The following is a 26,998-nucleotide window of genomic DNA, read 5'->3' as shown; positions in this document are numbered from 1 at the left end:
CGTAAGGTTGTTAGAATAGGCATTCAAAGCACCTTACAATGGGCATTATTAGCTCCTTAGAATGGGCATCCGCGAAAATCATGGATGCCCATCTCTTTTTTCTCTCATCGAACGAGCCTCAACTCTTCAATCAACCTTGGGCATTTACCCCATTTATCGATCATGAAAAGGACATAGCGGATATCTACGCCGATGCAACGTTGCAAATCCGGTTCAAAAGCGATATCACCACTCATCGCCTCCCAGTTACCGTCGAAAGCAAGTCCGATCAAACGGGCGTTTTTATCGAATACCGGGCTACCGGAATTACCACCAGTGATATCATTGTTCGAGAGGAAGCACAGCTGCAATTCCCCTTTTTCATTCGCATAAGGTCCGAAATCACAGCTACGAACCAGATCCAGTATCTCCGGTTGTACCCAGAACTCATCGCTCGTCGGGTCCTCTTTCTCTAGGATACCTTTATCCGTTGAGTAATAATTGTACCATGCGGCATCATAAGGACGATACCCTCCGATAGAACCATAGCTTAAACGCATCGTGAAATTAGCGTCGGAAGACAAAGCTTTCTCCGGATACATCTCCTTCAAGCCCGCGAAATACAAACGTTCTCCCTTAGCGATATCATACTCCGCATCGCCCATCAACTGCTGTAACTGGAAGATAGACACCAATACGGACAAGCTCAGTTCCGCCGCCGGATCTTTTCTCAATTTCTCATATTGCTTCGGATTTCTCAACATCTCGGCGATCTTGTCGTACGACAATAAGGAAGTCTTCTTAAATACATCCGCCGCATATTTCTCATAATTTCCTTTATACTTCTTATCAACGCTCGTATAAATATCCGGCAAGAACTCCGGAGATACACGTTCTTTCGCGATCTTCATCATCGCGGCCAGTACCTTCTGATCCAAAGACGGCTCGTAATCCTTGAAGAACGGTTGGATACGATCCTCTAAAAAGACAGTAATCTCTTCCGGGGTAGCTCCTTCAATATCCACCGATTGCACCATACGGGCCAAACGAATAATCTCCGCTCCACTAGAAAACGCCTCATTCAAATAGGTCAAAGCCTCTCTATATTTATTGGTCGAGGTATATCCTTTTTCCAGCAAATTCAAGACCTCGCCATATTTAGCGCCCCGGGCCTGATCTTTCGCTACCCAATCAGCGAAGGCCGTCTCCTCCGCACGTTTACGTTCGATCACGTTTAGATTCGCCAATCCTTTATTCATACCGATCGAGTTCTTCCAATAATTGGAGCTTCCCGCATACTTAGAAGCATATTTGATACGTACAGCGTCGCTAGCCAACATCGCCTCTTTCCAGATGCCCTGCTTGATGCCACGCACCTCGATACGAGGCTTATTACTATTCTCGATACGCTGTTGCACGCCCCAAGAGCACAAATAACGATCCGTGCTTCCCGGAAAACCGATTGTCATGGCATAATCTTTATCTTGATAGCCTTGCATAGACACCTCCGCTACATATCTCGGGGTATAAGGCTTATTATCCGCGTTGTATTCCGCCGGTTTATTATCTGCGTTGGCGTACACACGGAATACGGAAAAATCACCGGTATGCCGAGGCCACATCCAGTTATCCGTATCGCCACCGAACTTACCGATAGAGCTAGGCGGAGCGAAAACCATACGCACGTCACGATAAACATCGTACACCACCAAGAAATATTTATTATTGCTATAGAAAGGGACAACATCAGCCGCTAGGAACTCATTATTTCCCACGGAATCACAAATCACACGACCGATAGAATCAGCCGCCGACAAACGCTGGAACTCATCCTCGATACCGGAGATCTGGCTGTTGATACGATCGCTCACGTCTACGGTCTCTTTCAGGTAACGTACCGTCAAGCCTGGAACCGGAAGTTCTTCCTGTTTACTTTGAGAGACAAAACCATCTTTCAGATAGTCGTGCTCCACACTACTCAACTGCTGGATGGCTCCGAAACCACAATGGTGATTCGTGAAGATCAATCCCTCGTTAGAGACCGTAATACCGGTACATCCCCCACCGAAGATTACCACGGCGTTCGCCACGCAAGGATCCGTCTCACTATACAACTGATCATAGGATGGGGTAAAACCCAACTCAGCCATTCTCGCCAAATTCTGCTTATTTAATTCCTTCAGCACCCACATGCCCTCATCGGCATATAACTGGCCGGAAGCGGCTAAAAGCAACAAAGCCGCCCACACTCTTTTCATCAACTTCATTCTACTCTGATTAGTCTAAATTATTCGATTAGTAATTTAATATTTTTCATTTCCACACGAGCCGACAGCCATTCCCTGATCTTCTTACGTTCCGCATCTTTAATGATCGTCTTACTTTTCAGATAAACCAGCATAACCGTATCCGGCTTCGCCGTCTCCGTATTCACGATATACGTATTCGAGCAAGATGCCTCAACTACATAGGGGAAAAGAACCTTCATCTCCGGGAGCAACTCGGATGTCAAACGCCTATAACTCTGATATTTGTCAACCTGTCGTTTTAACGAATCTATCTGGATGGTCTGCGCACGTAGTACCTCCTCGCTATTCTTATATAAATCCTGCATCAAGAGGCTTTTCAACTCATTGATATCCGTGGCCTCTTGTCCGAAGCCTTGTTGCACGACTAAATGCACATCTTTCAATCCATACTTAGGCAATTTAGCCCGGGCGTTAGCGATCATCTCATCCGGTACCGTCTTGCCGATCAAGACTACTTTCACCTCCTTTTTCTCGCTCGTATCCGTAACGACCTTATTCAAGATTTGCGTATTCGGGAAAGTCAACTCCTCCGATACGAAGTTACGTACCCGATCATTGAAATAACTACTCCGGATCAAGTTATAACTCAAGAAAAGGCTCGGCACGATCGTGAAAAAAACAATGATACCCACGTAACGAGTCACGATCTTTTCCCGTTGTTTATCCAAGAAAACTTTCTTCGGATATTTCAACAAACGAACGACGACAAACGTAGCCAAACTGATAAAAACCGTATTGATAAAATACAGATAAAAAGCACCGAAAAAGTAATACAAATTGCCACTCGCCAACCCGAATCCAGCCGTACAAAGCGGAGGCATCAAAGCCGTAGCGATAGCTACACCCGGAATCACGTTACCCTTACTCTTTGTCGAGCTCGCCACGATTCCGGCCAGACCACCGAAGAAAGCGATCAATACATCGTATACCGTAGGTTGCGTACGGGCAAGCAACTCGCTTTGCGCCTCGCTGATCGGTGAGATCAAGAAATATAAGGTGGAGGTAATCACGCTAAAAATAGTAGCGGTAGCGAAATTACGGAACGAACGCTTGATCAACTCGAAATCGGAGATTCCCAATCCCAAGCCGAATCCCATGATCGGTCCCATCAGCGGCGAGATCAACATCGCGCCAATGATCACTGCCGTAGAGTTGGTATTTAACCCGAGAGAAGCGACAAACGTAGCGAAAATAAGTACCCATAAGTTCGTCCCCTTAAACTCTATCCCCTTTTTAATGGATTCTATCGTCTCCAGCTCATCTTCCTTTTCCTGCCTGACGTCGAAATTACGGACAAAAAAATCCATAATCTGTTTATGTAGCAATCCTTTTTCCATGCGGTATTAATCTTGTCCCATATTTATGCAAAGATATTCCAATTGTTTGTTTTTCTAACTATTTAATAGCTTTTTTATGGTGAGATTACGTATATTTGCATTTACAATACAACAACAAGAGATCCTATTTGTATGAAACGATATCTAATGCTTTTATGCTTATTGTTTATGTCCTTTGTCGTTTCATCTCAAACGACCACACCAGACTCACTCAAAAACGCCTTGCAAAAAGCAACCTCCGAACGCTCAAGATTGGAAATCCTTACCAATTTAATGGACATCTCACGAAACGATGACATATTAGTAAACGCTAAACAACTCTATCAGGAAGCCTTAAAAGCGAATGACAATTACTATAAGGAAGCGGCATTGACCGAGATTCTCCGGCATTATATCAACACGGACCAGACCGATAGCGCAAACGCCTACATCGCCAAGGCCGAGCAGGAGCTAAAAGGAGAAGCCAGAACCAGCCTCGTATCGTTCATGAAAATGATCCAAGATACGCGCGTCATATTCTACACATCCGGTGAACCGAGAAGGAAAGTCCTCATGAATTGCCTATTCAAGCTGGAGGAACCCGACAAATTGTCTCCCTATGAGAAAATAGCCTGTAATTATGTACTTGGTATGGCTGTCAGCAACAGCGTCATGGAAGAGAACATGCTTCAGGAGGACTTCAAGCAAGGGAAAGAATATTTCGATAATGTTCTGGCCGAGGCGGAAAAACTGCCCCTACGATATGCGTACAATTTCTTGCCTAACACCTATTTCATGCTATGCGCTTATGCGAGTGACCCTCAAGAACGAGGACAATATGCTACCCGTTACCTAAACACGATCTTGGGCTACTCTAATATCCCGGAGATGAGGAAACGTCCTTACGCGATCAACAAACGCCATTTATTAAGCGCTTATTCAAACCTTGCCATTAGCGCCGAGGCTATCGGAAAAGATTTGGCGACCTCCTATTACCGTGAGTTCATGAATCTGTTGAAAACTTATCCGGAATCAGCTAGCGCCGCCCCGGAGTATGAGCTCTACTACACCTCATCGAATTATTACCTAGGTATTAAGGACTATAAGAAATTCATTGAGTTCAGCGACTCTTTGATCAATTTCTCCAAACAGATACCGCTTTACAAGGAACATGTAATCGCTTATGTATCCGCCAAAGCTGCCGCCTACGACAGCCTCCGGATGTACAAGGAGGCCTATGAGACATCCAAGGAGTACGCAGTATTGCTAGATACCTTGCGTATGCAAGAACTCAGGAAGAAAATGGAAAATCTGGAGATCGAGAAAGGGGCGAACGAGTTGGTGATCGAAAAGAAATCATTGGAACTGGAATTACAGGAAAGCAAGAAAGAGAATTACCTGTATATGTCCTTATTGCTTCTAGCTTTATGCACCGTATTCTATATCTTTTTCCGGCTAGGCAAAATGAGATCTCTTTATCAAGCACTACAAAAACCCAATGAGCAGGTCTTGATAGCGAACCAGAAAGCACAAGAGAGCGAGGAGATGAAGACCGCCTTCATCCGGAATATGTCGCATGAGATACGGACTCCCTTAAACGCAATCAACGGTTTCTCGGAACTCATCACCAACGACGATATCTCCATGGACGAGAAACAGGCTTTCAGCCGTATTATCTATGAAAACTGTTACCACTTGACTTCCATGCTGAACAATCTCCTTGAGATCGCCCAGCTCGATAGCGGCAATGATTCCCTTCCTCTTGTTCCCACACGTATCCATGAGCTTTGTTTACATGAGATGCAACAGGTAAAGAAATATCAAGAGAAGCCGGAGATCAACTATGTGGTGGAAGGCGATAAGGAGAATGATATGATCTTGACCAACCGTGCTTATTTCAGTTTGATCATCTCGCATCTGCTGGCAAACGCGAATAAATTCACGGAGAAAGGAAGCATCACGCTTTCATACCATCTGGATAGCGGAGCCAATTTAGTGACCCTGTCGGTAACAGATACGGGTTGCGGCATCCCTCAAGACAAACAGGAATGGATATTCGAGCGTTTCACGAAGACCAATGATTTCATTCCCGGCTCTGGCCTGGGGCTTTACCTATGTCGCTTGATCGTTAACCGGCTAAACGGTAAGATAAAGACAGATCCGTCTTATACGAAAGGCTCACGCTTCGTTATCACGATGCCAATCGCCACGCCGTCCAAGCCCTCCGAACCTACCGATTAACGGAAGAAACGTCCTACGTACGGGAGTTCTCGTAAAGGTAAATCCCTTTTAACCATAAATGCGATGAATACGCCTAATAAGATCGTGCGGTATCCCAACCGGAGCCATTCAGACTGTATCGGCAGTGCCATGCCTGCCACGTATAACACCGTCGCCACTCCGAAATAAAGAAATGCGGATTTCAAGTCGTACTCGATCGGGAATTTCTTTTGTCCTACAAAATAGGATAAAAGCATCATCAATAAATTACAAAAGAACGATGCCCACGCACAAGCCATATAACCGTACGAGGGACCGAACAGCAAGATAATAGAGACCGTGGCCACACATCCGATCGTGGAGAAATAGGCGCCCCATCGTGTCTGGTCGATCAGCTTATACCATAAGGAGAGGTTGAAATAAATACCGAAGAACAACTCGCCCAGCATCACGATCGGCACTACCCGTAATCCGGGATAATAAGCCGGCCCGACAAAGTACTTCAAGATATCGATATAGAACATTACCCCGAGGAAGATAAACAAGGCGAATATGATGAAATATTTCATCGCTTCCGAGTAGGCTTTCTTATTATCATCGCTCTTGTTTTTAGCGAAAATAAACGGCTCATAGGCATACCGGAAAGCCTGCGTGAACATCACCATCACCACGGCGATCTTGAAGCATGCGCCGTATATACCCAATTGCTCGTTCGCGTACTCCTTATCATCAAACAAGAATGGAAACAGGATCTTATCTGCCGTCTGGTTAAAGATACCGGCAATACCTAGAATGAGGATCGGGAAGGAATAACGCAAGATTTGTTTCAATACCGTTCCGTCTACTTTCGCCCGTATGCCCGGCAAGATATCCGGGATCAAAAGCAATAAGGTTATCAGTGTCGTAAACACGTTCGCCACGAATACATAGCCTACCCCATAATCCGGACGATAGAACCAGCTTATCGCCTCCGGATAGTGCGTATGCAACCACGGACAAGTGATCAAGAAGAATATATTCAAGATAATATTCAAGAAAATACTCAGCAACTTAATCCCGGCGAAACGCCATGCTTTTCCCTTATACCGAAGATAAGCGAACGGAATGCAACAAAAAGCGTCTACCGCCACGATACCCGCCATCATCCCGATATACTCCGGATGGTCACCATATCCCAAGCCGGCACTAATAGATGGTAACAAGGCGAAAACCGCTACGCTAAACAGCGCCGAACTTCCCAGCAGGCAATACAGCACGGAAGCGTACACCCGCATCGGCTCTTGCTCCTCTTTCTTATTGATGAAACGGAAGAACCCCGTCTCCATGCCATAAGTAAGCAAGACCAGCAACAGGGCTGTCCAACCATATAAATTCGTCACGATCCCATAATCCCCTGTTCCGGCCAACACACGTGTGTACATCGGCACCAACATCCAATTCAGGAAACGCCCCACTATACTACTCAATCCATAAACGGCTGTCTCTTTAGCGAGCCGCTTCATTCCTCCTGCCATATCGTATCTGTCTAATCAAATAAAGAACCTTGTTCCCCCACCCGGCTACGTCCCAGATGGGTATAAGCTAAATCGGTGACCTCACGGCCACGGGGCGTGCGTTTGATAAAGCCCTCTTTGATCAAGAAAGGCTCGTACACTTCTTCTAGCGTTCCGGGGTCCTCGCCCAAAGCCGTGGCGATCGTCGTTAATCCGACCGGGCCTCCCTGGAATTTATCAATGATCGTCGTCAGCAACTTATTATCGATCTGATCCAAGCCATACCGGTCTATATTCAACGCCTCCAAAGAGAAGCAAGCGATCGCCTTATCGATATCTCCGTTCCCCTTCACTTGAGCGAAATCACGCACACGGCGCAATAAAGCGTTGGCGATACGAGGCGTACCCCGGCTACGGGAAGCGATCTCTCTAGCGGCGTTCAACTCACATTTTACATTCAAGATATTAGCACTACGGAGCACGATCTTCGTCAGCGTCTCCATATCATAATACTCCAAGTGCATATTGATACCGAAACGGGCACGCAGCGGACTAGTCAGCAAGCCGCTACGGGTCGTAGCGCCAATCAATGTAAACGGAGCCAAATCGATCTGTATCGAGCGGGCGCTTGGTCCTTTATCGATCACGATATCGATCCGGTAATCCTCCATAGCGGAATACAGGTATTCCTCCACGATCGGGCTCAACCGGTGAATCTCATCGATAAAAAGCACGTCGTTCTTCTCCAGCGAGGTCAATACCCCGGCCAGATCTCCCGGCTTATCCAGCACCGGCCCCGACGTGACCTTGAAACCAACCCCCAACTCGTTCGCTATAATATTCGACAACGTCGTCTTTCCCAACCCGGGAGGTCCATGCAAAAGCACATGATCCAGCGCCTCCTTACGCATGCGGGCAGCCATGACGAACACCTTCAGGTTCTCCACCACCTTCGCCTGCCCGCTGAAGTCACGGAGCGAAAGCGGCCGAAGCACGTTCTCGTACTCTCGTTCGTTTTCCGGCATCCGGGCATCCCTTATATCAAAATCATCTTCCATATTCACGTTCATTGACTTGCAAAGATAATGTTAAACAACACATTCACGAAAATAGATGTATAAAATATTTTTCTAACAGTGAGAAAAGCATATGTTTGCTAAAGGGACACCTTTAAAAACATACTACCATGAAACTTATACTCACAATCTCTGCGATGATCCTGTTCCTGATAACGGGATGCGAAAGTGGTAAGCAACCGGCTAACGACTTTTTAACCGTGGATATCACGGCAAATTATCCGAAGAAGGAACTGATTCTTCAAGACTTTTTGGATGTGGAATACATCCCATTAGAAACGAATGAGGAATTCATAACCTCAGCCAGCATGCAAGCCATCGGCAAAAATCTCATAATCCTTAGAAACAAGAACGGACAAGACGGAGATATATTTATCTTCGACCGGACCGGAAAAGGCCAGAGAAAAATCAACCGCAGCGGCCAAGGTAGCCAAGAATACACGAATATCGGGTCTATTGCCCTCGATGAGGAGAAAGGTGAGCTGTTTATCAACAACTACTATTCGAGCCAGTTTATCGTATACGACCTGTCCGGAAACTTTAAGCGAACTTTAAAGTACGATAAAGATTTTAATTTCAATAGCGGGAAGATATACAATTTCGATCAAGACAACTTAATCTGCTACGATGAGATTGGCAATTATAAAAATCTGAGAAAAAGCGCATTTTGGCTCCTGTCCAAACAAGACGGGAGCATTGTCAAGGAAATCGAACTCCCTTATGAGCATAAGATATCACCGTTTTTATCAAAAGGAATTTGGTCCGCAGGACCTCGTAATACCGAATTAATTTCCCAAAATGGAAGTTGGGTCTTAATAGAGCCATCTACAGATACGATTTATAGTTATTCCCAAGATCACTCTATCAAACCCTTTATCGTAAGGGCTCCACCTATCCGCTCTATGGCCCCGGAAGTATTTCTTTATCCAAGTATTCTTACCGACCGGTATTATTTCATGCAAACAACAAAGAAACAATGGGATTTTGAGAAAGAAACCGGATTCCCCAGAACCGACTTGGTATATGATAAACAAGAGGACGCTATCTTTGAGTGTGTCGTATATAATAACGATTTCGTAGATCAGACACCCGTTGATATGTGGTACGAACACGGAATACTAAAGATCATCAATAACGATGGGATCGCTTTCATAAAGAAACTAGAAGCCAATGAGTTGGTGGAAGACTACGAGAAAGGTAAGCTGAAAGGCCGCTTGAATGAGATCGCAGCGGGATTGAATGAGGAATCCAACCCCGTGATTATGGTGGCTAAGTATAAGGAATAAAAACTTCTTACTTATTGTCTGTTTTTCCAGACTTGTTTTTTATTCGTACATGTTTTTCGGAAAACACGTACGTGAATTCCCAAAAACACGTACGTGAATCCGTGAAAACATGTACGTGTTTTTACGGAAATTCGACAAGCATATTTATCCATCTTACTGTCAGCAAGTTATAAATCTACTTCATAGTAAGATATTATTGTTGAAAATTTACTTCTAAAGATACGGTTCCTCTCCTATATTTTATGTAACTTTGCTTATAAGTCGCATAAAATATAGGACGATATGAACCAGACAATTTATCCCATCGGCATACAGAACTTCGAGAGCCTTCGCAAAGATGGTTATCTCTATATTGATAAGACCGCCCTAATCTACCAATTAGTAACAACCGGACGATATTATTTCCTCAGCCGCCCCCGACGCTTCGGGAAAAGCTTGCTGCTGTCCACGCTGGAGGCCTATTTCCAAGGAAAGAAGGAGCTGTTCGAGGGACTGGCAATGGAGAAATTGGAAAAAGACTGGATAAGATACCCCATCTTACATTTGGATTTAAATGCGGAGAGATATTCTGACCCTGGGGCATTAGAGAGTATATTACGACGTTATCTGAACCTTTGGGAAGACCTGTGGGGGAAAGACGAGAGAGAGATAACACCATCCGATCGTTTCACCGGCGTGATACGCCGTGCCTATGAGAGAACAGGACGGAGAGTGGTCATACTGGTAGACGAGTATGACAAGCCTTTGCTACAGGCGATCGGGAATCCGGAGTTACAGGAGGCCTACCGCTCTATACTGAAAGCGTTTTACGGCGTTCTGAAGAGCATGGACGGATATATCCGCCTAGCGTTCCTGACCGGCGTGACCAAGTTCGGCAAGGTAAGCGTATTCAGCGACCTCAACAACCTCATGGACCTGTCGATGGATAATCGGTACGTCGAGATATGCGGCATCACAGAAAAAGAGATACATGCCTATCTGGATGACGAAGTGAAGGAACTGGCTGATACCCAAATGACGACCTACGAGGAAACCTGCCTAAAACTCAAGCAACGCTATGACGGATACCATTTCACCGCCAAGTCCGAGGGTATATACAATCCATTCAGCCTATTGAATACCTTCGCTAAGATGGAATTCGGAGACTACTGGTTCGAGACCGGAACACCCTCCTACCTCGTGGAGCTGCTCAAGCACACCCATTACGACCTCTACGAGATGGCCAACACGGAGACCGACGCCGATGTGCTGAACAGCATCGACTCCGCCTCGAACAATCCCATACCCGTCATCTACCAAAGCGGGTATCTGACCATCAAGGGCTATGATCCTGAGTTTGGCATTTATCGACTGGGTTTCCCGAACAAGGAGGTGGAAGAAGGTTTCGTCAAATACCTACTTCCTTTCTATACGAGCATACAAGCCTCTAAGACCCCCTTCGAGATCGGACAGTTCGTTCGGGAGATACGGTCTGGCAATTACGACGCCTTCTTCCACCGCCTCCAAAGCTTCTTCGCCGACACACCCTACGAGGTGATCGCCGGGCAAAAGCCGGAGCGAGACACGGAGCTGCATTACCGGAACGTCCTCTTCATCGTCTTCAAGCTGGTCGGCCTGTACACGCAAATGGAGTACCATACCTCGAACGGGCGTATAGACCTCGTATTGCAAACCGATCGCTATGTATATATCATGGAGTTCAAGCTCAACGGAACCGCCGAGGAGGCCCTGCGGCAGATCGAGGAGAAAGGCTACGCCCTACCTTTCGCCGGAGACAATCGGGAGGTCTTCAAGATCGGCGTGAACTTCTCCTCTGAAACCCGCAATATTGAGAAGTGGCTGGTAAGGTAAAAAGCCTGCTTTTATCCATATATACTTACTTTGCCGATGAAGTATATATCCTATGCCCGGAGAAGATATACTTCAAGTGGCATCTAAGTATATCTTCTCCCTCAAAAAGGCTTCTCTAGTGAATAACTGATCACTTCCCAAGCCGTTAACTGACGGCTACCCCTACTCGTAAGTTATTCACTTGACAAGCCGTAAGTTATTCATTTGACAAGCCATAAACAGACAGTTTACAACCAGCGTAACAATCTGTTATTCAATGCATTTACAACAGAAATAAAAACCGTTCAAAAAAGTCGGACTTTCCAGCCGGAATATCCTCGCCTTTTTGTATTATCTTTATCGCCAACAAATAATACGCAGATGAAGAAAAACATTGTTTTCCTGTTAATTCTAATACCTATTATATGGATCTCTTGCGACGGAATGGGCCATCAAACCATAGACTTCCGAAAAATAGAGAACCTTATGCCCCAACATCCGGATAGCGCCTTAATGCTCCTTGAACAAATAGAGAACAAAGAAAACCTATCCCGAAAAGATAAGGCACATTATTATTTGCTGTTAACAGAAACACAAGACAAGACTTTTGTTAAGCATGAAACCGACTCGCTGATCACGATCGCGACGGATTATTATGAGGAAACAGACGATCTGGAACGAAAAGCGAAAGCTTGGTATTACAAAGGACTGATAAATAATGACCTCGATCAACCAATGAAAGCACAAGAATGTTTTTTAAAGGCTTTGCGAGATGAAAAGCAAGTGAAAGACTATGCATTGCTAGGACGAATCAATAATCAGATAGGGATGCTCTACACTTATCAACATGTATATGAAAGAGCAATTCCTTATTTGAAACAAGCCAATAATTGTTTCGAAATGATTCGTGATACGATAGGACAGGCCTACGTGTTAAGAGACCTAGGAAGAGCATATACCGTAACTCAACAACTCATCGATGCAATAGAGGTTTACCGTGAGGCATTACCTTATGCCCCTGCTATGGGTAACGGAACTATTCCCAATGAATTAGCCAATATTTATTTAGAAAAGGGAGAGTATGAGGTAGCCGCAAAATATATAGATCAGGCCTTACGGCTTTTTCGAACAGAGGAGTCACGTTTTCCGACCCATTTGGTGCTAGGCAAATACTATTTAGAGACAGCGCAAATCGATTCCTCGGAATATTATCTGCAAAAGGCATTAAGCAGCCCTTCTTTACAAACTCATGCGGGAGCATTGAAATATCTGTCATATGTAAAAGAAAAACAATCCGCATGGATAGAGAGTATCACTTTAAATAAAAGATATGAAGCGTGCAGAGACTCTATCGATAGAATCGTGGAAACAGAGTCAATCCGGAGAATGGATTATTTTTACAACTATCAGAAAATTCAAGAAGCACTATACCAGTCTCAAATAAAAGTAATGAAAAAAGATAAGGAACGCTATCTGTATGCTTTGATTATCTGTGCATGTGTTTTTATAAGCTTAGGGATTTATTCTTATTGGCGAAGAAGAGAGAAAGAAATAAAAAACCAAAAAGAGATATTGGAGCAGACTATCGAGAAACAACGTCAAAACAATCTCCGGATAAAAGAAGAAAACAGACAACAGATTGAGAAATTGCAAGAACAACTAATAGCCATGGAAAAAGAGCGACAAGAAGGATGGGAAGGTCAACAGCTCTTGCAAGAGAAGAGAGTACTGGAAATTCATAATGAAAGTATAGATGCTGATGAAAAGAGACAATCTTTACGGATTGCTCAAATGGAAGACTCTGATATTTATAAAAAAATCCATACGGAAGACTGTGTAAAACTAACCGATGATGAATGGAGAGCATTAGAAAAACTATTAGATCAAACCTTCAATAACTTTACGGCACGATTAAAGAAGAGCTATCCGAAGATCTCCTATAAGGAAATACAGGTTTGTTACTTGACAAAGATAAAACTTAGCTCTACAAAGATGACAAAGATATTGCGATACAATAGCTCGCCACTCCGTTCTCGTCTCTATAAAAAAATCTTTAAGAAAACTGGAAGCGTTCAGGATTTTAATTCGTTTATCGCTGGTTTTTAACTCTATACAAATCAGAACAGGTCCAGAACAAAAATATGTTCTGAACTTTGTTCTGGATTTCTTACCTTACCTTCATTAAACTTTTTAAATTGCAAAAAATTTAAACCATAAGATATCATGAATAAGCATTTGTTGACCTTATTAATTATCTGCTTAGGTATATTTTTACCTCAAGTAGTATTGGGAGATACCGTTCCAACCGAAGGAACATGGGGTAAAGAAAGATATCGTTCGATAATCCCCAATCCTCCAACGGTATCAATCGACGGAAATTTATTGAGCATACATTTTATAGATGCTCTGGATGATTTGACTGTCCAAGTTGTAAATGAGCAAGGAGCTATCCTATATAACGAAGTAGTCTCCGGCGAAGCAGGTGAATGTGTATCCATCTCTTTAGATCAGGCTGGCACAGGATGCTTTTATCTAGTGTTAGAACATCGCCTAGGGCAGCTTACGGGAGATTTCATCATACAAAATAATTAGGTATTATTCTTTATCATATGCAAGCTTCAGGATTAAACAGTATTATATAGTTGATCCATCACTATCGTGATAATCACTGTACAGTGCCCCCAATGATACGTTTTTCCTGGATGCTTGCATTGAATTATGTTATTAGGAACTCTAAGTGTAACCTTACAGAAATACTAAGTTTGTCATTAATCAAGAACTAATACATATTATGATAATCTACGACCCCAAAATAGCGATTCTCCTTATAGCCTTTAATCGATCAAATATAAAGCAAGTATTTGATCGTATCAAAGTGGTGAAACCAAGAAGACTATATATAGCAGTAGATGAATCAACTAATGACACACAGTGTAAAATATGTAAGGAAACAACGTCCATTGTTTCCCACATTGATTGGGAATGCCAAGTATTTAAACTATATCAGGAAAAAAATCAAGGATACGACAAACACTGTTTTCATTCGATTTCTTGGTTCTTCGAGCAAGAGCCCGAAGGAATCATACTAGAAGATGACTGTGTACCCTCTCTTTCATTCTTTGGTTATTGTACGACATTACTGAAAAAATTCAGAAACGACGAACGCATCGGACATATATCCGGAAGTAATTATCAATTCGGTAAAAACAGGGGAGACGGAACTTACTATTATTCTAACCTAACCCACGTATCCGGATGGGCTGGTTGGAGACGAGTTTGGCAAGAGCACTGCCTTAACGAAAACAAGTACGATCTTTTTAACCAACTGGATTACTTATCAAATTTACCTTCTCACGCTCCATTTCAATATCGCTGGAACAGGTTCTTTAATATAGTGAATCACAGTAATGAACATTTTTGGGAGGTAAAATACGCATACACGAACCTTATCAATAATCGATTATCGATCATTCCAAACAAAAATTTAATAACAAAGATCGCATATTATGACAAAATGCCCCATGCTATAAAAAATCATCCATTTACCAACATCAAAAACGAGGAAATCGACCATATTGTTCATCCATCTTTCATCTGTCCGGACATAGAAGCCGATTTATATTCACAAACCAAAGAATATAATACATCTTTCGAGGAACTGTATATGCCTAAAGAATACTTTTACTTAAAAGAGCACTTTGTCACCGCAATCCGAAATAATCATATACATCCTAAAATTCCACAGATCATTCATCAGATCTATGAGGATTTAGCGGGACCACCTCCTTCTTTAGTCGAGATTTCCCAATCATGGAAAGAGCTAAATCCCGATTGGGAGTATCGGTTTTGGAATAAAAATGATATAGAGACATTTTTGAAAACCTATTATCCGGAATTTATTCCGGCCTATAATGCTTTTCCACATAATGTACAACGTTGGGACGCAATCCGGTATTTAATACTTTATAAGTTTGGTGGTCTATATGTAGACATGGATTATGAATGTACGGAAAATATCACTCAAACGAAAGTTATTGTATTTGAAATAACAGATTATTGTAATTTAAAATGCAAATATTGTTCACTAGGTGATTTATACAACTTCTCAAAAAAAGAATCCAAAAATATAAATATAAAATACGCTTTAAATTTCCTAAGATACATTTTCAATGTAAAGCATAAAAAGACCAAATTAACAATTAGCTTTTTTGGGGGAGAACCACTTGTCAATTTTCCTGCTATACAACAAATAATAGAAGAAGCGAAACTTTTAAACAAAAACAAAAAATTGGACTTAATGTTCAATATGACAACAAATGCCACCTTAATACACAAATATATCGACTTTATAGTTGAAAATAATATAGAGTTATTAATCAGTTTTGATGGAAACGAAAAAGCTCATAGTTATCGTACCTATGCAAGCAACAACAAAAATTCATTTCATGATGTTTTAATGAATACCGATATGATAAAACTAAAACATCCTAGTTATTTCGATAAATATGTAAATTTTAATGCAGTACTAAATAATCGCAATTCCATAAAAGGAATTTACGAGTTTATTTATAATAGATATGGTAAAATTCCAAGAATATCACAATTAAGCTCAGATCATATAAATCTTAATAAAAAAAATATTTTTGATGATATTTTTCATTCCAGAAAAATAAGCGAGAAGGAATTCCAAAAGGAAGGATCTGACGTATTACCCATAGTAAGTAATCGATTGATCCCATTTAATGAATCAAAAAAGTTTTTGAAACATTATTCTCTCAATTTGTATCTTTCAAACACACTCTACTTATTGTATGATTTGATAGATTCCTTCCCAACGGGAACTTGTTTGCCCTTTCAAACAAGAATGTTCTTAAACACGCACAATAACTTGTTACCTTGTGAAAAAGTTAGCTACAAAAACTTTTTAGGCAAAGTAAATGATCATGTATTTATTAACATTCCTGAAATTGTACAAAGGTACAATTCTTATTATGTACACTGCAAAAAAGTTTGTCAATATTGCTACGGAGGAAGAGCTTGCTCCACTTGCTTATTAAGTTTGGATAATCTGGATCAACTAGGTGTAGAGGAATTTGTTTGTCCAGACTTTCAGAATCAAAAAACATTTGAAGATAAACTAAATCGCATTTTTTCATATTTGGGAAAATGTCCTAGTGAATTCTTTCAAATAATTAATCATTTAATAACAGAGTAATGGAAAGAACAAGTGACTATTGGTTTATGATTGAGCCTTATATGCATATAAACATTGCAAATGGCTATATGTTATTGTATAACACATTAGACAAAGAAACCATAATCTCTAATAATGAAAAAGTAATTAATCTATTAGAAGAATTACTTCAAGATGAAAATTGCGGTGTTACCATATTGAAAAATGAGCAATATAGACAAAATGATATACATTCTTTTATTACAAATTTAAGAGAAAAATACATGGGAGATATTATAGATATATCTTTATCTAAAGGGAAACCTATACAAATATTACCACATACTAATTTCTGCAATAAACGTAACGAAAAGTATAATTTTATAAAAAATGCCAACTTATTGCATTTTTTAAACGAAATAATCATTCATCTTGATCATATCTTAGATCAAGATAAGCTAATTGATTATTTGCAGTCAATGCCAGATAATATAACATATAGCATCAGTGGGGATTTAAAACACATTGCTAAATTTGACAAGCTTGTTGATTTTTTGAATCAATATAATTCGTCAAAAAAAATAATATGCAATTATATTAATTTTGCAATTCCAGCATCAGTATGCAAAAATATTTTTTTATACAAAATACATATTCATTTTCCTATAGATAGGAAACAATTAATCATAACTACACAATCGTTAAAAGATCAGAATAATCTATTTGAACTTATTTTTGATATAGCATCTTTAGATGATTATCTAAAAGCTTGGGAAATTATCGAAGAATATCAAATTGACAAATATCAATTTAATCCAATATACACAGGGTATAATATCGATTTTTTCAAAGAAAATGTTTTTCTAAAAAAGAGCGATATATTATCTACATCAATGTCCATTAAAGACTTTTTTATCAAACAAATGATAAATAATAATGACTTTGGGAAAATCAACATAATGCCAAATGGAGATGTGCATTCGAATATAAATTATCCAGCATTAGGCAACATATGTACTCATAGTATTTTTGAGTTAATACAGAAAGAAATAGAAGAAGGAAAATCTTGGCTGCGAGTACGCAATCAAGAGCCTTGCAATGCATGTATTTATCAATGGCTATGTCCGTCTCCTTCTGATTATGAAATAATGATTGGGCAAACTAACCTTTGTCATGTAAATATTCATAATCCAAATTGTGAGAATCTTTAATTCTAAAATATAAAAAGTAATGAAAAATAAAATTATAGCATTATCTGTCCTCCTTTCTATTTTGAGTGGAGGCTGTGTAAATATGCAACAAAGTAAAGATTTGCTCACAATAGATGTCACAAAAGATTACCCTCAAAAAGAATTTGCTCTCCAAGATATATTTGATATAGATTATATCCCGCTAGACACCAGTCGTACGTTTACGACTATGGGGTATATGCAAGATATCAGTAAGGATATGATTATTGTCAGAAATCTGAAATTATCTTCAGATGGTGATATATTCATTTTTGACCGAAAAGGGAAAGGTATTAGAAAAATAAATAGGCAAGGTTCTGGTTCCGAAGAATATAGCTTTCTTTTGCGAGTTACCCTAGATGAAGAACATGAAGAATTATTTGTAGTTGATAATCGATCTAAAAAAGTATATATATATGATCTACAAGGTAATTTTAAACGAAGTTTTAAAAATATAGAAGGGGCATCCTATGATCGGGTTTTCAATTTAGGAAGTGACTATTTAATCTGTAATGATGGAGACAATTTATTTACCGATGAAATCAAAAACATATTTTATATTATCTCAAAACAGGACGGAAGACTTATCAAAGAAATTCATATTCCATATGACAAGAAAAAAACCAGTTTAATTATTAATAAGGAACAGACTAAATCTGCAAGACCTCGAAATGAAGAATTTGTTCCATTTCATGATTCATGGATTTTAATGGATCACTCATCAGATACGATATATCGGGTTTTTACTGATAAAAGAGTTGTCCCTTTTATAGCAAGAACTCCTTCCATACAATCAATGGAAACCGAGATATTTCTATATCCATCAGTTCTTACTGATCGCTACTATTTTATGCAGACAGTAAAGAAAGTATATGATTTTTCAAGTCGGGTAGGACTTCCAAGAACAGATTTAATGTATGATATGAAAGAAAATATTATCTATGAATACTCTCTTTATAATGCTGATTATGTGCATAAAGAATTTGTAAGTTTGGGTTATGGAGGAATAGCCTTTATAAATAAAGAAATAGCCTTTGTTAAAACATTAGAAGCACCTGATCTAGTTGATGCCTATAAAAATGGGAATTTAAAAGGCAAATTAAAAGAGATTGCAGCCAGCTTAGATGAGGAATCCAATCCAGTTCTTATGATTGCAAAATATAAACAAAAGAAGTAACTGCCTAGAGTAATTATTATGGAACTAACAAAAATTGCAGATTGGCTTCTTTTAAATGGGACATTAACAAAATGCCCAGGATTACTACATGGCAAGTTAGGAATAGCTATTTTCTTCTTCCATTATGCTCGTTATACAGGAAAAACATTATTCGAAGAATATGCATGGGATTTGATCATGGCAATCCAAGAACAGCTCCATGTAAATTATCGTCCAGATTATGAGAAAGGCATAGCTGGTATTGGGGTAGGGATCAACTATTTATCCTACAATAATCTTATTGAGATTGAGGAAGATTTATTTGAGGATTTCGATAAGCGGATGTACCGAGCCGTCATTCACGACCCTTTCCCTAATTACAGTCGTGATGAAGGATTGATTGGATATGGATGGTATTGGCTTCATCGTGCCAAAAGCCAAATGAGCAACGAATGTTTATCTTTTATCACAGAGAGTATCAAAAATAATAGAAATGATCTATCAGCAAATGAACAACAAGACATATATCTTTTTTTGCGTGCACACACTAGAGAATTAGAGTCGAACAGAATATTTCCGAAGCTTAAACCTAGTTTAACATTGGAGAATATGGGGTTATCTGGTGGTTATGCAGGTGAGGGCATGTATAGATTGACTGCCCTTGGAGCAATTGAGACTTCGTGGCAACAGCTTTTATAATATAAGTTGTAAGTATATTCTATCAACATACCATAAAAATGATTAATCTATATATTTTCTCGAACAAAAGTCGAGGTGGCTTATACGGAGTAGGTACCTATATTCGTGAATTGATTACCGCCTTGCGAAGTAAAAGTAATAGTATCCACATCCATGTAGTTCACATATTATGTGACCAACTTCAAATCGAAAAAAAAGAAGTGAAAGATGTTTCATACTGGTATTTCCCAGAGCCGATCTCAAAAGAATGGAATCTTCTAGATCAAGAACAACGAAAAGTTTACTCTCGGAATATTGTCTATCTACTCAGAAATTATATTCAAGACCAAAAAAATCTAGTTTTTCATTTAAATTCATACAGAGATAAATCACTTGCATTAGAACTAAAAATTGCATTTGATTGCAAAGTGATTACTGTCACTCATTTTTCTGAATGGAGTTCAGTTATTCATGATAACTTAGAAAAACTTCGAATTATCTTACGAAAAAAAGAAACAAATGAATTGGAAGATTTAATCCAAAAATCATTCGAGGAGGAAAGGACATGTTATGAAAGAATGGATCAAGTGATCAGCCTGTCAAACTATATGCAAGAATTATTGTATCACGATTATGGAGTAGATATAAATCGTATAATAATTATTCCAAACGGAATGAGCGACAAGATAAAAGAAGAAGTTGACCAGAAGAGATTACGAAAAAAATGGCACTTGTACCCAGAAGAACAAATGATTATTTTTGTCGGACGGTTAGAAGAGATCAAGGGAACTCATTTCTTGATTCGAGCCTTTCAATTAATTTTACAAGAAAGCCCCAATTGCCGTTTATGGATAGTTGGTGATGGCGATTATCAAAATTCTTTCTCCGAAGCCAATCCTATCTTCTCCAAAATAACTTTCACTGGTTTCGTTGATCAAACCTCGCTTTTTGAGTTATACCGTTTAGCTGATGTCGGTGTCGTACCTTCCCTATTCGAGCCTTTTGGTTATGTACCTGTCGAAATGATGATGCATGAATTACCCATCGTCGCAACCGCCACATCCGGGTTGAACGAGGTCGTAGACGAATCTTGCGGATTGAAAGTACCATTAATAGTATCTCCTGATAGTGTAGAGATCGACACCTCCCTGTTAGCGCAGAAGATCGTCTACCTATTACAGAACCCGAAAGAAGCGAAACGACTCGGGAAGAACGGTCGCAAACGGTATTTGGAGAAATATTCCTCGGAAGTATTCGGGAAAAACATGATCGCATTTTATAAATCCTTATTCCAAGAATGTAAATAATAATCAACGAACCTGATACTATATGGATACGCTCAATCAAATCGACATATCGATCATTATCCCGATATATAACGTGGAGAAATATTTGACGGTTTGTATCGACTCGTTGAAGAACCAAGGTGGCCTTCGTATGGAGATTATATTGGTTAATGATGGCTCGACTGATTTGTCAGGGGAAATTGCTGATGAATACGCTAAAAAAGAGGAGCGTATCAAAGTGATTCATCAAGAGAACGGGGGAGCATCCGCAGCCCGCAACGTTGGTTTGGATATTGCCACGGAAGAGTACATCGCTTTTTTAGATAGTGATGACTGGATTAAAGATGAATCATTATCTCTTTTATATGATGAGGCGGTGAAACATCATGCCGATGTCGTGATGGGAAATATGTGGCTATGTCATCAAGACGGAAGTATGGATAAACCTTTTAAATGTATTTCCAACGGATCTATAAAAGAATTGCTTTCCGGTAAAGAAAGTTTCATAGAATTAGTCAAAACTTGTTTCTATTTGCCCATGCCCTTCAAATACATATACAATAGGAAATATCTGCATAAAATACAGGCTCGTTTTGAGGAAGGCATCATGCATGAGGATGAGTTATGGTGTCCCATCGTCCTTTGCCAAGCGGAGAGGATGGTTATCACCAACATTGAGTTTTATTATTACCGCCAGAACGAAGAATCGGTCATGCATACGACAAGCCTAGCCCGAAGGCTGAAATCATTATTTCAAGTTACTGAGGGATTGATTAAATTCTCTGATCAATTTGTTTCCTCTAAGACGAGCGTTGACTTGAGAAGCTGGTGGTATGTAAACATCCTCAGGCTTTATTCTAAGGCATTCACACTACTTCCCAACATAAAAGATTCCTCATACATAGTACACAAACATTATCTGGATCGATTTTGGAGGGATTGCGGGCAAATGATTCCGGAATCTATACAAAGATGCAGGAATTATTACTACAAGGCAGAAGCCGGGCTGAAAGAATATACGGATTGGCGTGTGTCTGATTGGGTAGCAGGCGTAGATTGCCAAATAAAGGCTGGTAAAAAAGTGATGCTCGTATTCAACACGATAAATGGGGAAGATCTACAGTTGAAAATAGAGGATGTACCCGTTGATTGGGTGATAACCACCGACAGGAAATATTTCCAACAGGCGACTATAGTCGTTTTCCACCTTCCCACATTGCATTATGAGCTAGAGAATGATCTGGATAAGCTGGAAGGACAAACATGGGTCAGCTGGCATCTGGAGTCCGAAAAGGATGATCCGGGAATCAACGACCCGGAAATAAGCGAACTATTCGACCTTTTGATAAGTGACCCACAAGATAGCGAGGGTGAACAACATCCATTGCTAAGACTGTGCCGAAATTATGTAAATAATGGATAGAATTCCATTCACCGCTATAAGTTTTGAGCAAAAAGAAGAGATCACGAGAAAAAATAACCTATTTTTGTAACTAGGCATGATTGAGCGAACGTATCGCTCCAAGTGTTTAACCTTAAATCGGAAGAATAATGAAATGGATAATCACAATACCAGCGATCCTCCTCTTTGCGTTAGCGGGATGTGGAAAAGATAAGCAATCGACAAATGAGCTTATCACTGTTGATGTTACGGCAAGTTACCCTAAAAAAGAACTAATTCTTCAAGATTTTATGGATGTCGAATATATTCCTTTGGAAACAAAGGACGATTTTATTTGCCAAGGTCTTGTCCTAGCAATCGGAAAGGATATTATTCTTGCCAGAAACCGAATCAGAGATGGAGATATCTTTATCTATGACAGAAAAACGGGAAAAGGATTAAAAAAAATAAATAGAGAAGGGCAAGGTGGAGAAGAATATACGTTCATCCAAAGAATTGTGCTTGATGAAAAACAAAATGAAATATTTGTACTCGATCATTTTTCAAGGAAAATATCAGTATATGATTTAGATGGGAATTTTAAAAGAAGCCTTAAACGAGGTGATGAACTCTATTTCTTTCATTTATACAATTTCAACCAAACAAGTTTAATAACTAATAATTATTGGGTAACAGACAAGCCTGCTTTTACTATTATATCTAAACAGGATGGAACAACCAAACAAATCCAGATTCCATTTAAAGAAAAAATATCAATGGCTGTAAACTATTCTGATAAAGCAAAGGATATATATTACAACGTGATCCCTGATAACTATAATCCTATAATTCCCTATTTTGATTGTTGGGTACTTGTAGAACAATCATCCGATACAGTATATAAGTACCAATCAGACCATAAAATGATACCGATTATAGCAAGGACCCCATCCGTACAATCCATGAATCCAGAAGTATTCCTCTTCCTAGGGATTCTTACTAACCGCTATTATTTTATGGAAACGGTTAAAAAAGAATATAACTTCGAGACACATGAGGGATTTCCCACTACAGACTTATTATATGACAAACAAGAAAAGGCTATTTTTGAATATATTGTATATAACAACGATTATTCTGAGAAAAGAGCGGTGAATATGAAATCACTTCCTGTAGACGATAAAATCGCATCTTGGCAAAGTATCGAGGCTTCCCAGCTCATTGAGGATTATGAAAAAGGGAAGTTGAAGGGACGATTAAAAGAAATTGCCGCAAGTTTAGATGAAGAATCCAATCCGGTAATCATGTTAATAAAACACAAAAAACAAACCAATCCCTAATGGTTATGAATCCAATGGAGGCTGTCTCTTATAATACAAAAATTGAGAAACAATTATTTTTTTTGCCGGTCGGATTGACGAAATAAAGGGTGTGAGTTCTTTGATCAAAGCGTTCCATATGGTCTTAGAAGCTCATCCTAATAGTCGTTTGCTGATAGCCGGTAACGGTGATTATACAAGGGCCTTCCAAGAAGCAAAAAATATTTGACCACATGCATAGATTCCTTGATGTACCAAGGCGATCTGCACTTGGAGATTGTCTTGGTGGATGATGGCTCGACCGACTTATCCAGAAAGATCGCTGACGAATACGCTAAGAAAGAGGATCGTATCAAGGTGATTCATCAAGAGAACGAGGGAGCGTCCGCTGCCCGTAACCCAGGTTTGGAGATTGCCCAAGGTGAGTATATCGCTTTTTTAGATAGCGAAGACTGGATAAGTTGGAAGGACAAACATGGGTCAGCTGGCATCTGGAGTCCGAAAAGGATGATTCGGGAATCAACGACCCAGAAATAAACGAACTATTCGACCTTTTGATAAGTGACCCACAAGATAGCAAGATAGCGAGAGGAAACAACATCCATTGCTAAGCCTTTGCCTAAATTATGTAAATAACGGATAGAATTCCATTCACCGCTATAAGTTTTGAGCAAAAAGAAGAGATATCGAGAAAAAATAACCTATTTTTGTAATTAGGCATGATTGAGCGAACGTATCGCCCTAAGTGTTTAACCTTAAATCGTAAAAATAATGAAATGGATAATCACAATTTCAGCGATCCTCCTCTTTGCGTTAGCGGGATGTGGAAAAGATAAACAATCAACAAATGAACTCATCACAGTTGATGTTACAAAGAATTATCCTGAAAAGGAATTGACACTACAGGATTTCATGGATGTGGAATACATCCCGTTGGAAACAAATGATGAGTTTGTTACCCAAGGCAAAGTAATGGCCATTGGTGCAGAAGTTATATTAATAACCAACTGGGCCAACGACGGGAATTTGTTTGTTTTTGACAGAAAAACCGGCAAAGCCTTGAAGAAGATAAACAGGAAAGGGCAAGGTGGCGAGGAATATGTAGGTATTACGGAGGTTGTTCTGGATGAAGCAAACAAGGAAATATTTGTCATAGCCTATACCGGAAGTAAAATCTCAGTATATGATCTAGACGGAAATTTTAAAAGGAGTTTCAAAGCCGTAGGTACGGAATCTCATATAAATACATTTAATTACGACCGGGATAATTTGATCTCTTATGTACCGGATAATAGTCTGGAAAACCCGTCAAACGCCATACCTCCATATTATTTAATCTTTTCCAAGCAGGATGGAAGTATCACCCGGAAAATATCAATTCCTTTTGATGAAGTTAAAAGCCCGGTCGCAAGAGATGGGGAAGCTTGGGCTGTTCCAGTTCCAACCGCTGTGTACCAAATAGTTCCAGATCATACTAATTGGGTACTTATGGAGACATCATCCGATACCATATACCACTATTTGCCGGATGCTAATACGACAATCCCCCTTATCGTAAGAACCCCCTCCATACACTCCATGGATCCTCCTGAAGTATTTCTTATACCAACCGTTTTTACCGACCGTTATTATTTCATGAGCCTGTTGAAAGCGGAATTTAATTTTGAAACAGGGAGAGGGTTTCCAATTTCCGGTTTGATGTACGATAGACTGGAAAATTCTTTATTCATACCTAAAATATACAATGGTGATTATACCAGCAAAAGAGAAGTGGATATGATGTCGAGACCTTTAGATCCGGAATTCGTAATCGGACAGTCATTGCAAGCCCACGAACTTGCCGAGGCTTACGGGAAAGGACGATTGAAAGGCAAACTGAAAGAGATCGCAACTACATTGGATGAAGAGTCTAATCCGGTGATTATGCTGATAAAACATAAGAAAAATAAATACTAGCATGAAAGTAAATTTAATTTCAGTAGTCCTCCTCTTTGCCTTAGCGGGATGTGGAAAAGATAAGCAATCGACAGACGAGCTTGTCACGATCAATGTTAGCAAAGATTACCCAGAAAAGGAGCTAATCCTTCAGGATATTATGGATGTGGAATATATTGCGCTGGAAACGACTGACGAATTTATCACACATGGTAATGTCATGGATGTCGACGAAAAATTTATAATAGTAAAAAACAACACAAACGACGGGAACATATTCATTTTTGACCGGAAAACGGGAAAAGCTATACGGAAAATAAACCGTTTAGGACAAGGTGTCGAGGAATATCCGGGGATTGCAGGAATTACACTAGATGAGGAAAACAATGAGCTATTTGTTACACATACAGGGAAAATATCAGTATATGATTTAGACGGGGACTTTAAAAGAAGCTTTAATTTCCTAGACCCCGAGAGTGACTACCTTAAGGTTTTTAATTATGACAAGGATAATCTGATCACTTATGATAACAAAGGCTATGGAATGGTGGCAGACCAACAGCCTTATCATTTGATTATCTCAAAGTATGACGGAAGTATTATCCAGAAAATTACAATTCCTTCTAAAGAACAGAAAACACTGGTTATATTCGGAGATAATGATCAAAAAGTAATTCCTACTTTTTTTGCTACAACCGCCACTTCCGATAATTGGATACTTATGAATCTCTCATCCGATACCCTATATTCCTATTCGCCAAACGGTCATATTAAGCCTTTTATCGTGAGGACACCCTCTATATATTCCATGGATACAGAAATATTTCTTTTTGTAGAGGAGGTGACAAGCCGTTATTATTTTATGAGAACCGTAGAAAAAAAACTCGATATTAAAACGAGAAAAATACCGGTGAGTAGGTTGGTATACGACAAACAGGAAGATTCTATATTCAAATATCAAATATATAATACTGATTTTTTATATCAAAGACCGATCTATTGGATTTCATCTATTAATCAAGATATCGCGAACTGGTATCCCTTTGATGCGCCTGAACTGATTGAGGCTTATAAAGAAGGGAAGCTCAAAGGCAGGCTAAACGAAATCGCGACGAAATTGAATGAGGATTCCAATCCCGTCATAATGCTGATCAAGTATAAGAAATAAGAACTAAATCATGTCTATATCCTAATGTTTTAATTTATGCTAAGATCGTTTCCACATTATCAGCAATTGGATTCTATGGACTGTGGTCCTAGCTGCCTCCGTATGATCGCCAAGTTCTATGGTCGTGTGTACTCGATCCAGAACTTACGGGAGAAAGCCTTCAT

General features: G+C 39.8%; 21 protein-coding genes. 17 read left to right on the top strand and 4 right to left on the bottom strand.

What is annotated here, in order from left to right; all coding sequences use genetic code 11:
* Positions 1-104: 104 nt before the first annotated feature.
* Both DW205_RS17965 and DW205_RS17960 read right to left on the bottom strand, forming a co-directional pair.
* On the bottom strand, positions 105-2,237 hold the full coding sequence (locus DW205_RS17965) for a S46 family peptidase (protein WP_005863884.1): 2,133 nt from the start codon (positions 2,235-2,237) through the stop codon (positions 105-107).
* Between the two features lie 29 nt (positions 2,238-2,266).
* On the bottom strand, positions 2,267-3,625 hold the full coding sequence (locus tag DW205_RS17960; RefSeq protein ID WP_121963136.1) for a TIGR00341 family protein: 1,359 nt from the start codon (positions 3,623-3,625) through the stop codon (positions 2,267-2,269).
* 132 nt (positions 3,626-3,757) lie between these two features.
* On the opposite strand from DW205_RS17960, the gene DW205_RS17955 reads away from it, so the two are divergent.
* Positions 3,758-5,845, top strand: a complete 2,088-nt coding sequence (locus DW205_RS17955; RefSeq protein WP_005863879.1) for a sensor histidine kinase KdpD — start codon at positions 3,758-3,760, stop codon at positions 5,843-5,845.
* Here DW205_RS17955 and DW205_RS17950 read toward each other — a convergent pair.
* Positions 5,842-7,338: a lipopolysaccharide biosynthesis protein gene (locus DW205_RS17950; RefSeq protein ID WP_008778664.1), complete on the bottom strand. Its 1,497-nt coding sequence runs from the start codon at positions 7,336-7,338 to the stop codon at positions 5,842-5,844. The genes DW205_RS17955 and DW205_RS17950 overlap by 4 nt on opposite strands.
* 11 nt (positions 7,339-7,349) lie before the next feature.
* A complete protein-coding gene (ruvB, locus tag DW205_RS17945) occupies positions 7,350-8,375 on the bottom strand; it encodes a Holliday junction branch migration DNA helicase RuvB (protein ID WP_008778665.1) in 1,026 nt (341 codons plus the stop codon).
* Between the two features lie 128 nt (positions 8,376-8,503).
* Here ruvB and DW205_RS17940 point away from each other — a divergent pair, with 128 nt between their 5' ends.
* The 16 genes from DW205_RS17940 to DW205_RS17865 all read left to right on the top strand — a co-directional run.
* Positions 8,504-9,679: a 6-bladed beta-propeller gene (locus DW205_RS17940; protein ID WP_005863873.1), complete on the top strand. Its 1,176-nt coding sequence runs from the start codon at positions 8,504-8,506 to the stop codon at positions 9,677-9,679.
* 282 nt (positions 9,680-9,961) lie between these two features.
* Positions 9,962-11,530 (top strand): ATP-binding protein, encoded by a 1,569-nt coding sequence (locus DW205_RS17935; protein WP_005863871.1) that lies wholly within the window; start codon positions 9,962-9,964, stop codon positions 11,528-11,530.
* A gap of 360 nt (positions 11,531-11,890) precedes the next feature.
* The gene (locus DW205_RS17930) at positions 11,891-13,615 is read left to right on the top strand and encodes a tetratricopeptide repeat protein (protein WP_005863869.1); all 1,725 of its coding nucleotides are present in this window, start codon (positions 11,891-11,893) and stop codon (positions 13,613-13,615) included.
* 117 nt (positions 13,616-13,732) lie between these two features.
* Positions 13,733-14,101 (top strand): DUF3244 domain-containing protein, encoded by a 369-nt coding sequence (locus tag DW205_RS17925; RefSeq protein WP_005863867.1) that lies wholly within the window; start codon positions 13,733-13,735, stop codon positions 14,099-14,101.
* 199 nt (positions 14,102-14,300) lie between these two features.
* Positions 14,301-16,724 carry a radical SAM peptide maturase gene (locus DW205_RS22615; protein ID WP_005863865.1) on the top strand — a complete coding sequence of 808 codons (2,424 nt, stop codon included), beginning with the start codon at positions 14,301-14,303 and terminating at the stop codon, positions 16,722-16,724.
* Complete coding sequence (locus DW205_RS17915) at positions 16,724-17,893, top strand: TIGR04150 pseudo-rSAM protein (protein ID WP_005863863.1); 1,170 nt, start codon at positions 16,724-16,726, stop codon at positions 17,891-17,893. The genes DW205_RS22615 and DW205_RS17915 overlap by 1 nt, the downstream gene beginning before the upstream one ends.
* 19 nt (positions 17,894-17,912) lie before the next feature.
* Positions 17,913-19,088: a 6-bladed beta-propeller gene (locus tag DW205_RS17910; protein ID WP_005863861.1), complete on the top strand. Its 1,176-nt coding sequence runs from the start codon at positions 17,913-17,915 to the stop codon at positions 19,086-19,088.
* An 18-nt stretch (positions 19,089-19,106) separates the two neighbouring features.
* On the top strand, positions 19,107-19,766 hold the full coding sequence (locus DW205_RS17905; RefSeq protein WP_005860523.1) for a lanthionine synthetase LanC family protein: 660 nt from the start codon (positions 19,107-19,109) through the stop codon (positions 19,764-19,766).
* A gap of 38 nt (positions 19,767-19,804) precedes the next feature.
* The gene (locus tag DW205_RS17900; RefSeq protein WP_005860521.1) at positions 19,805-21,052 is read left to right on the top strand and encodes a TIGR04157 family glycosyltransferase; all 1,248 of its coding nucleotides are present in this window, start codon (positions 19,805-19,807) and stop codon (positions 21,050-21,052) included.
* A gap of 22 nt (positions 21,053-21,074) precedes the next feature.
* The gene (locus DW205_RS17895) at positions 21,075-22,454 is read left to right on the top strand and encodes a glycosyltransferase (protein ID WP_005863858.1); all 1,380 of its coding nucleotides are present in this window, start codon (positions 21,075-21,077) and stop codon (positions 22,452-22,454) included.
* Positions 22,455-22,582: 128 nt separating this feature from the next.
* Positions 22,583-23,752 carry a 6-bladed beta-propeller gene (locus DW205_RS17890; protein ID WP_005863856.1) on the top strand — a complete coding sequence of 390 codons (1,170 nt, stop codon included), beginning with the start codon at positions 22,583-22,585 and terminating at the stop codon, positions 23,750-23,752.
* 52 nt (positions 23,753-23,804) lie between these two features.
* Positions 23,805-23,960 carry a glycosyltransferase gene (locus DW205_RS17885; protein WP_082210337.1) on the top strand — a complete coding sequence of 52 codons (156 nt, stop codon included), beginning with the start codon at positions 23,805-23,807 and terminating at the stop codon, positions 23,958-23,960.
* Positions 23,957-24,268 (top strand): glycosyltransferase, encoded by a 312-nt coding sequence (locus DW205_RS17880; protein WP_008778668.1) that lies wholly within the window; start codon positions 23,957-23,959, stop codon positions 24,266-24,268. The genes DW205_RS17885 and DW205_RS17880 overlap by 4 nt, the downstream gene beginning before the upstream one ends.
* Before the next feature lie 234 nt (positions 24,269-24,502).
* Positions 24,503-25,687, top strand: coding sequence for a 6-bladed beta-propeller (locus DW205_RS17875; RefSeq protein WP_005863852.1), 1,185 nt, complete (start codon positions 24,503-24,505; stop codon positions 25,685-25,687).
* A gap of 1 nt (position 25,688) precedes the next feature.
* Positions 25,689-26,834 (top strand): 6-bladed beta-propeller, encoded by a 1,146-nt coding sequence (locus DW205_RS17870; RefSeq protein WP_005863850.1) that lies wholly within the window; start codon positions 25,689-25,691, stop codon positions 26,832-26,834.
* Between the two features lie 36 nt (positions 26,835-26,870).
* The coding region (locus DW205_RS17865) for a cysteine peptidase family C39 domain-containing protein (protein ID WP_147326769.1) at positions 26,871-26,998 on the top strand (128 nt) is incomplete at its 3' end.

Source organism: Parabacteroides sp. AM17-47 (assembly GCF_003434625.1).
Taxonomy (GTDB): domain Bacteria; phylum Bacteroidota; class Bacteroidia; order Bacteroidales; family Tannerellaceae; genus Parabacteroides; species Parabacteroides distasonis.
Note: the sequence above shows the minus strand (reverse complement) of the source record. Positions and strands in the feature narration are given on the sequence as shown.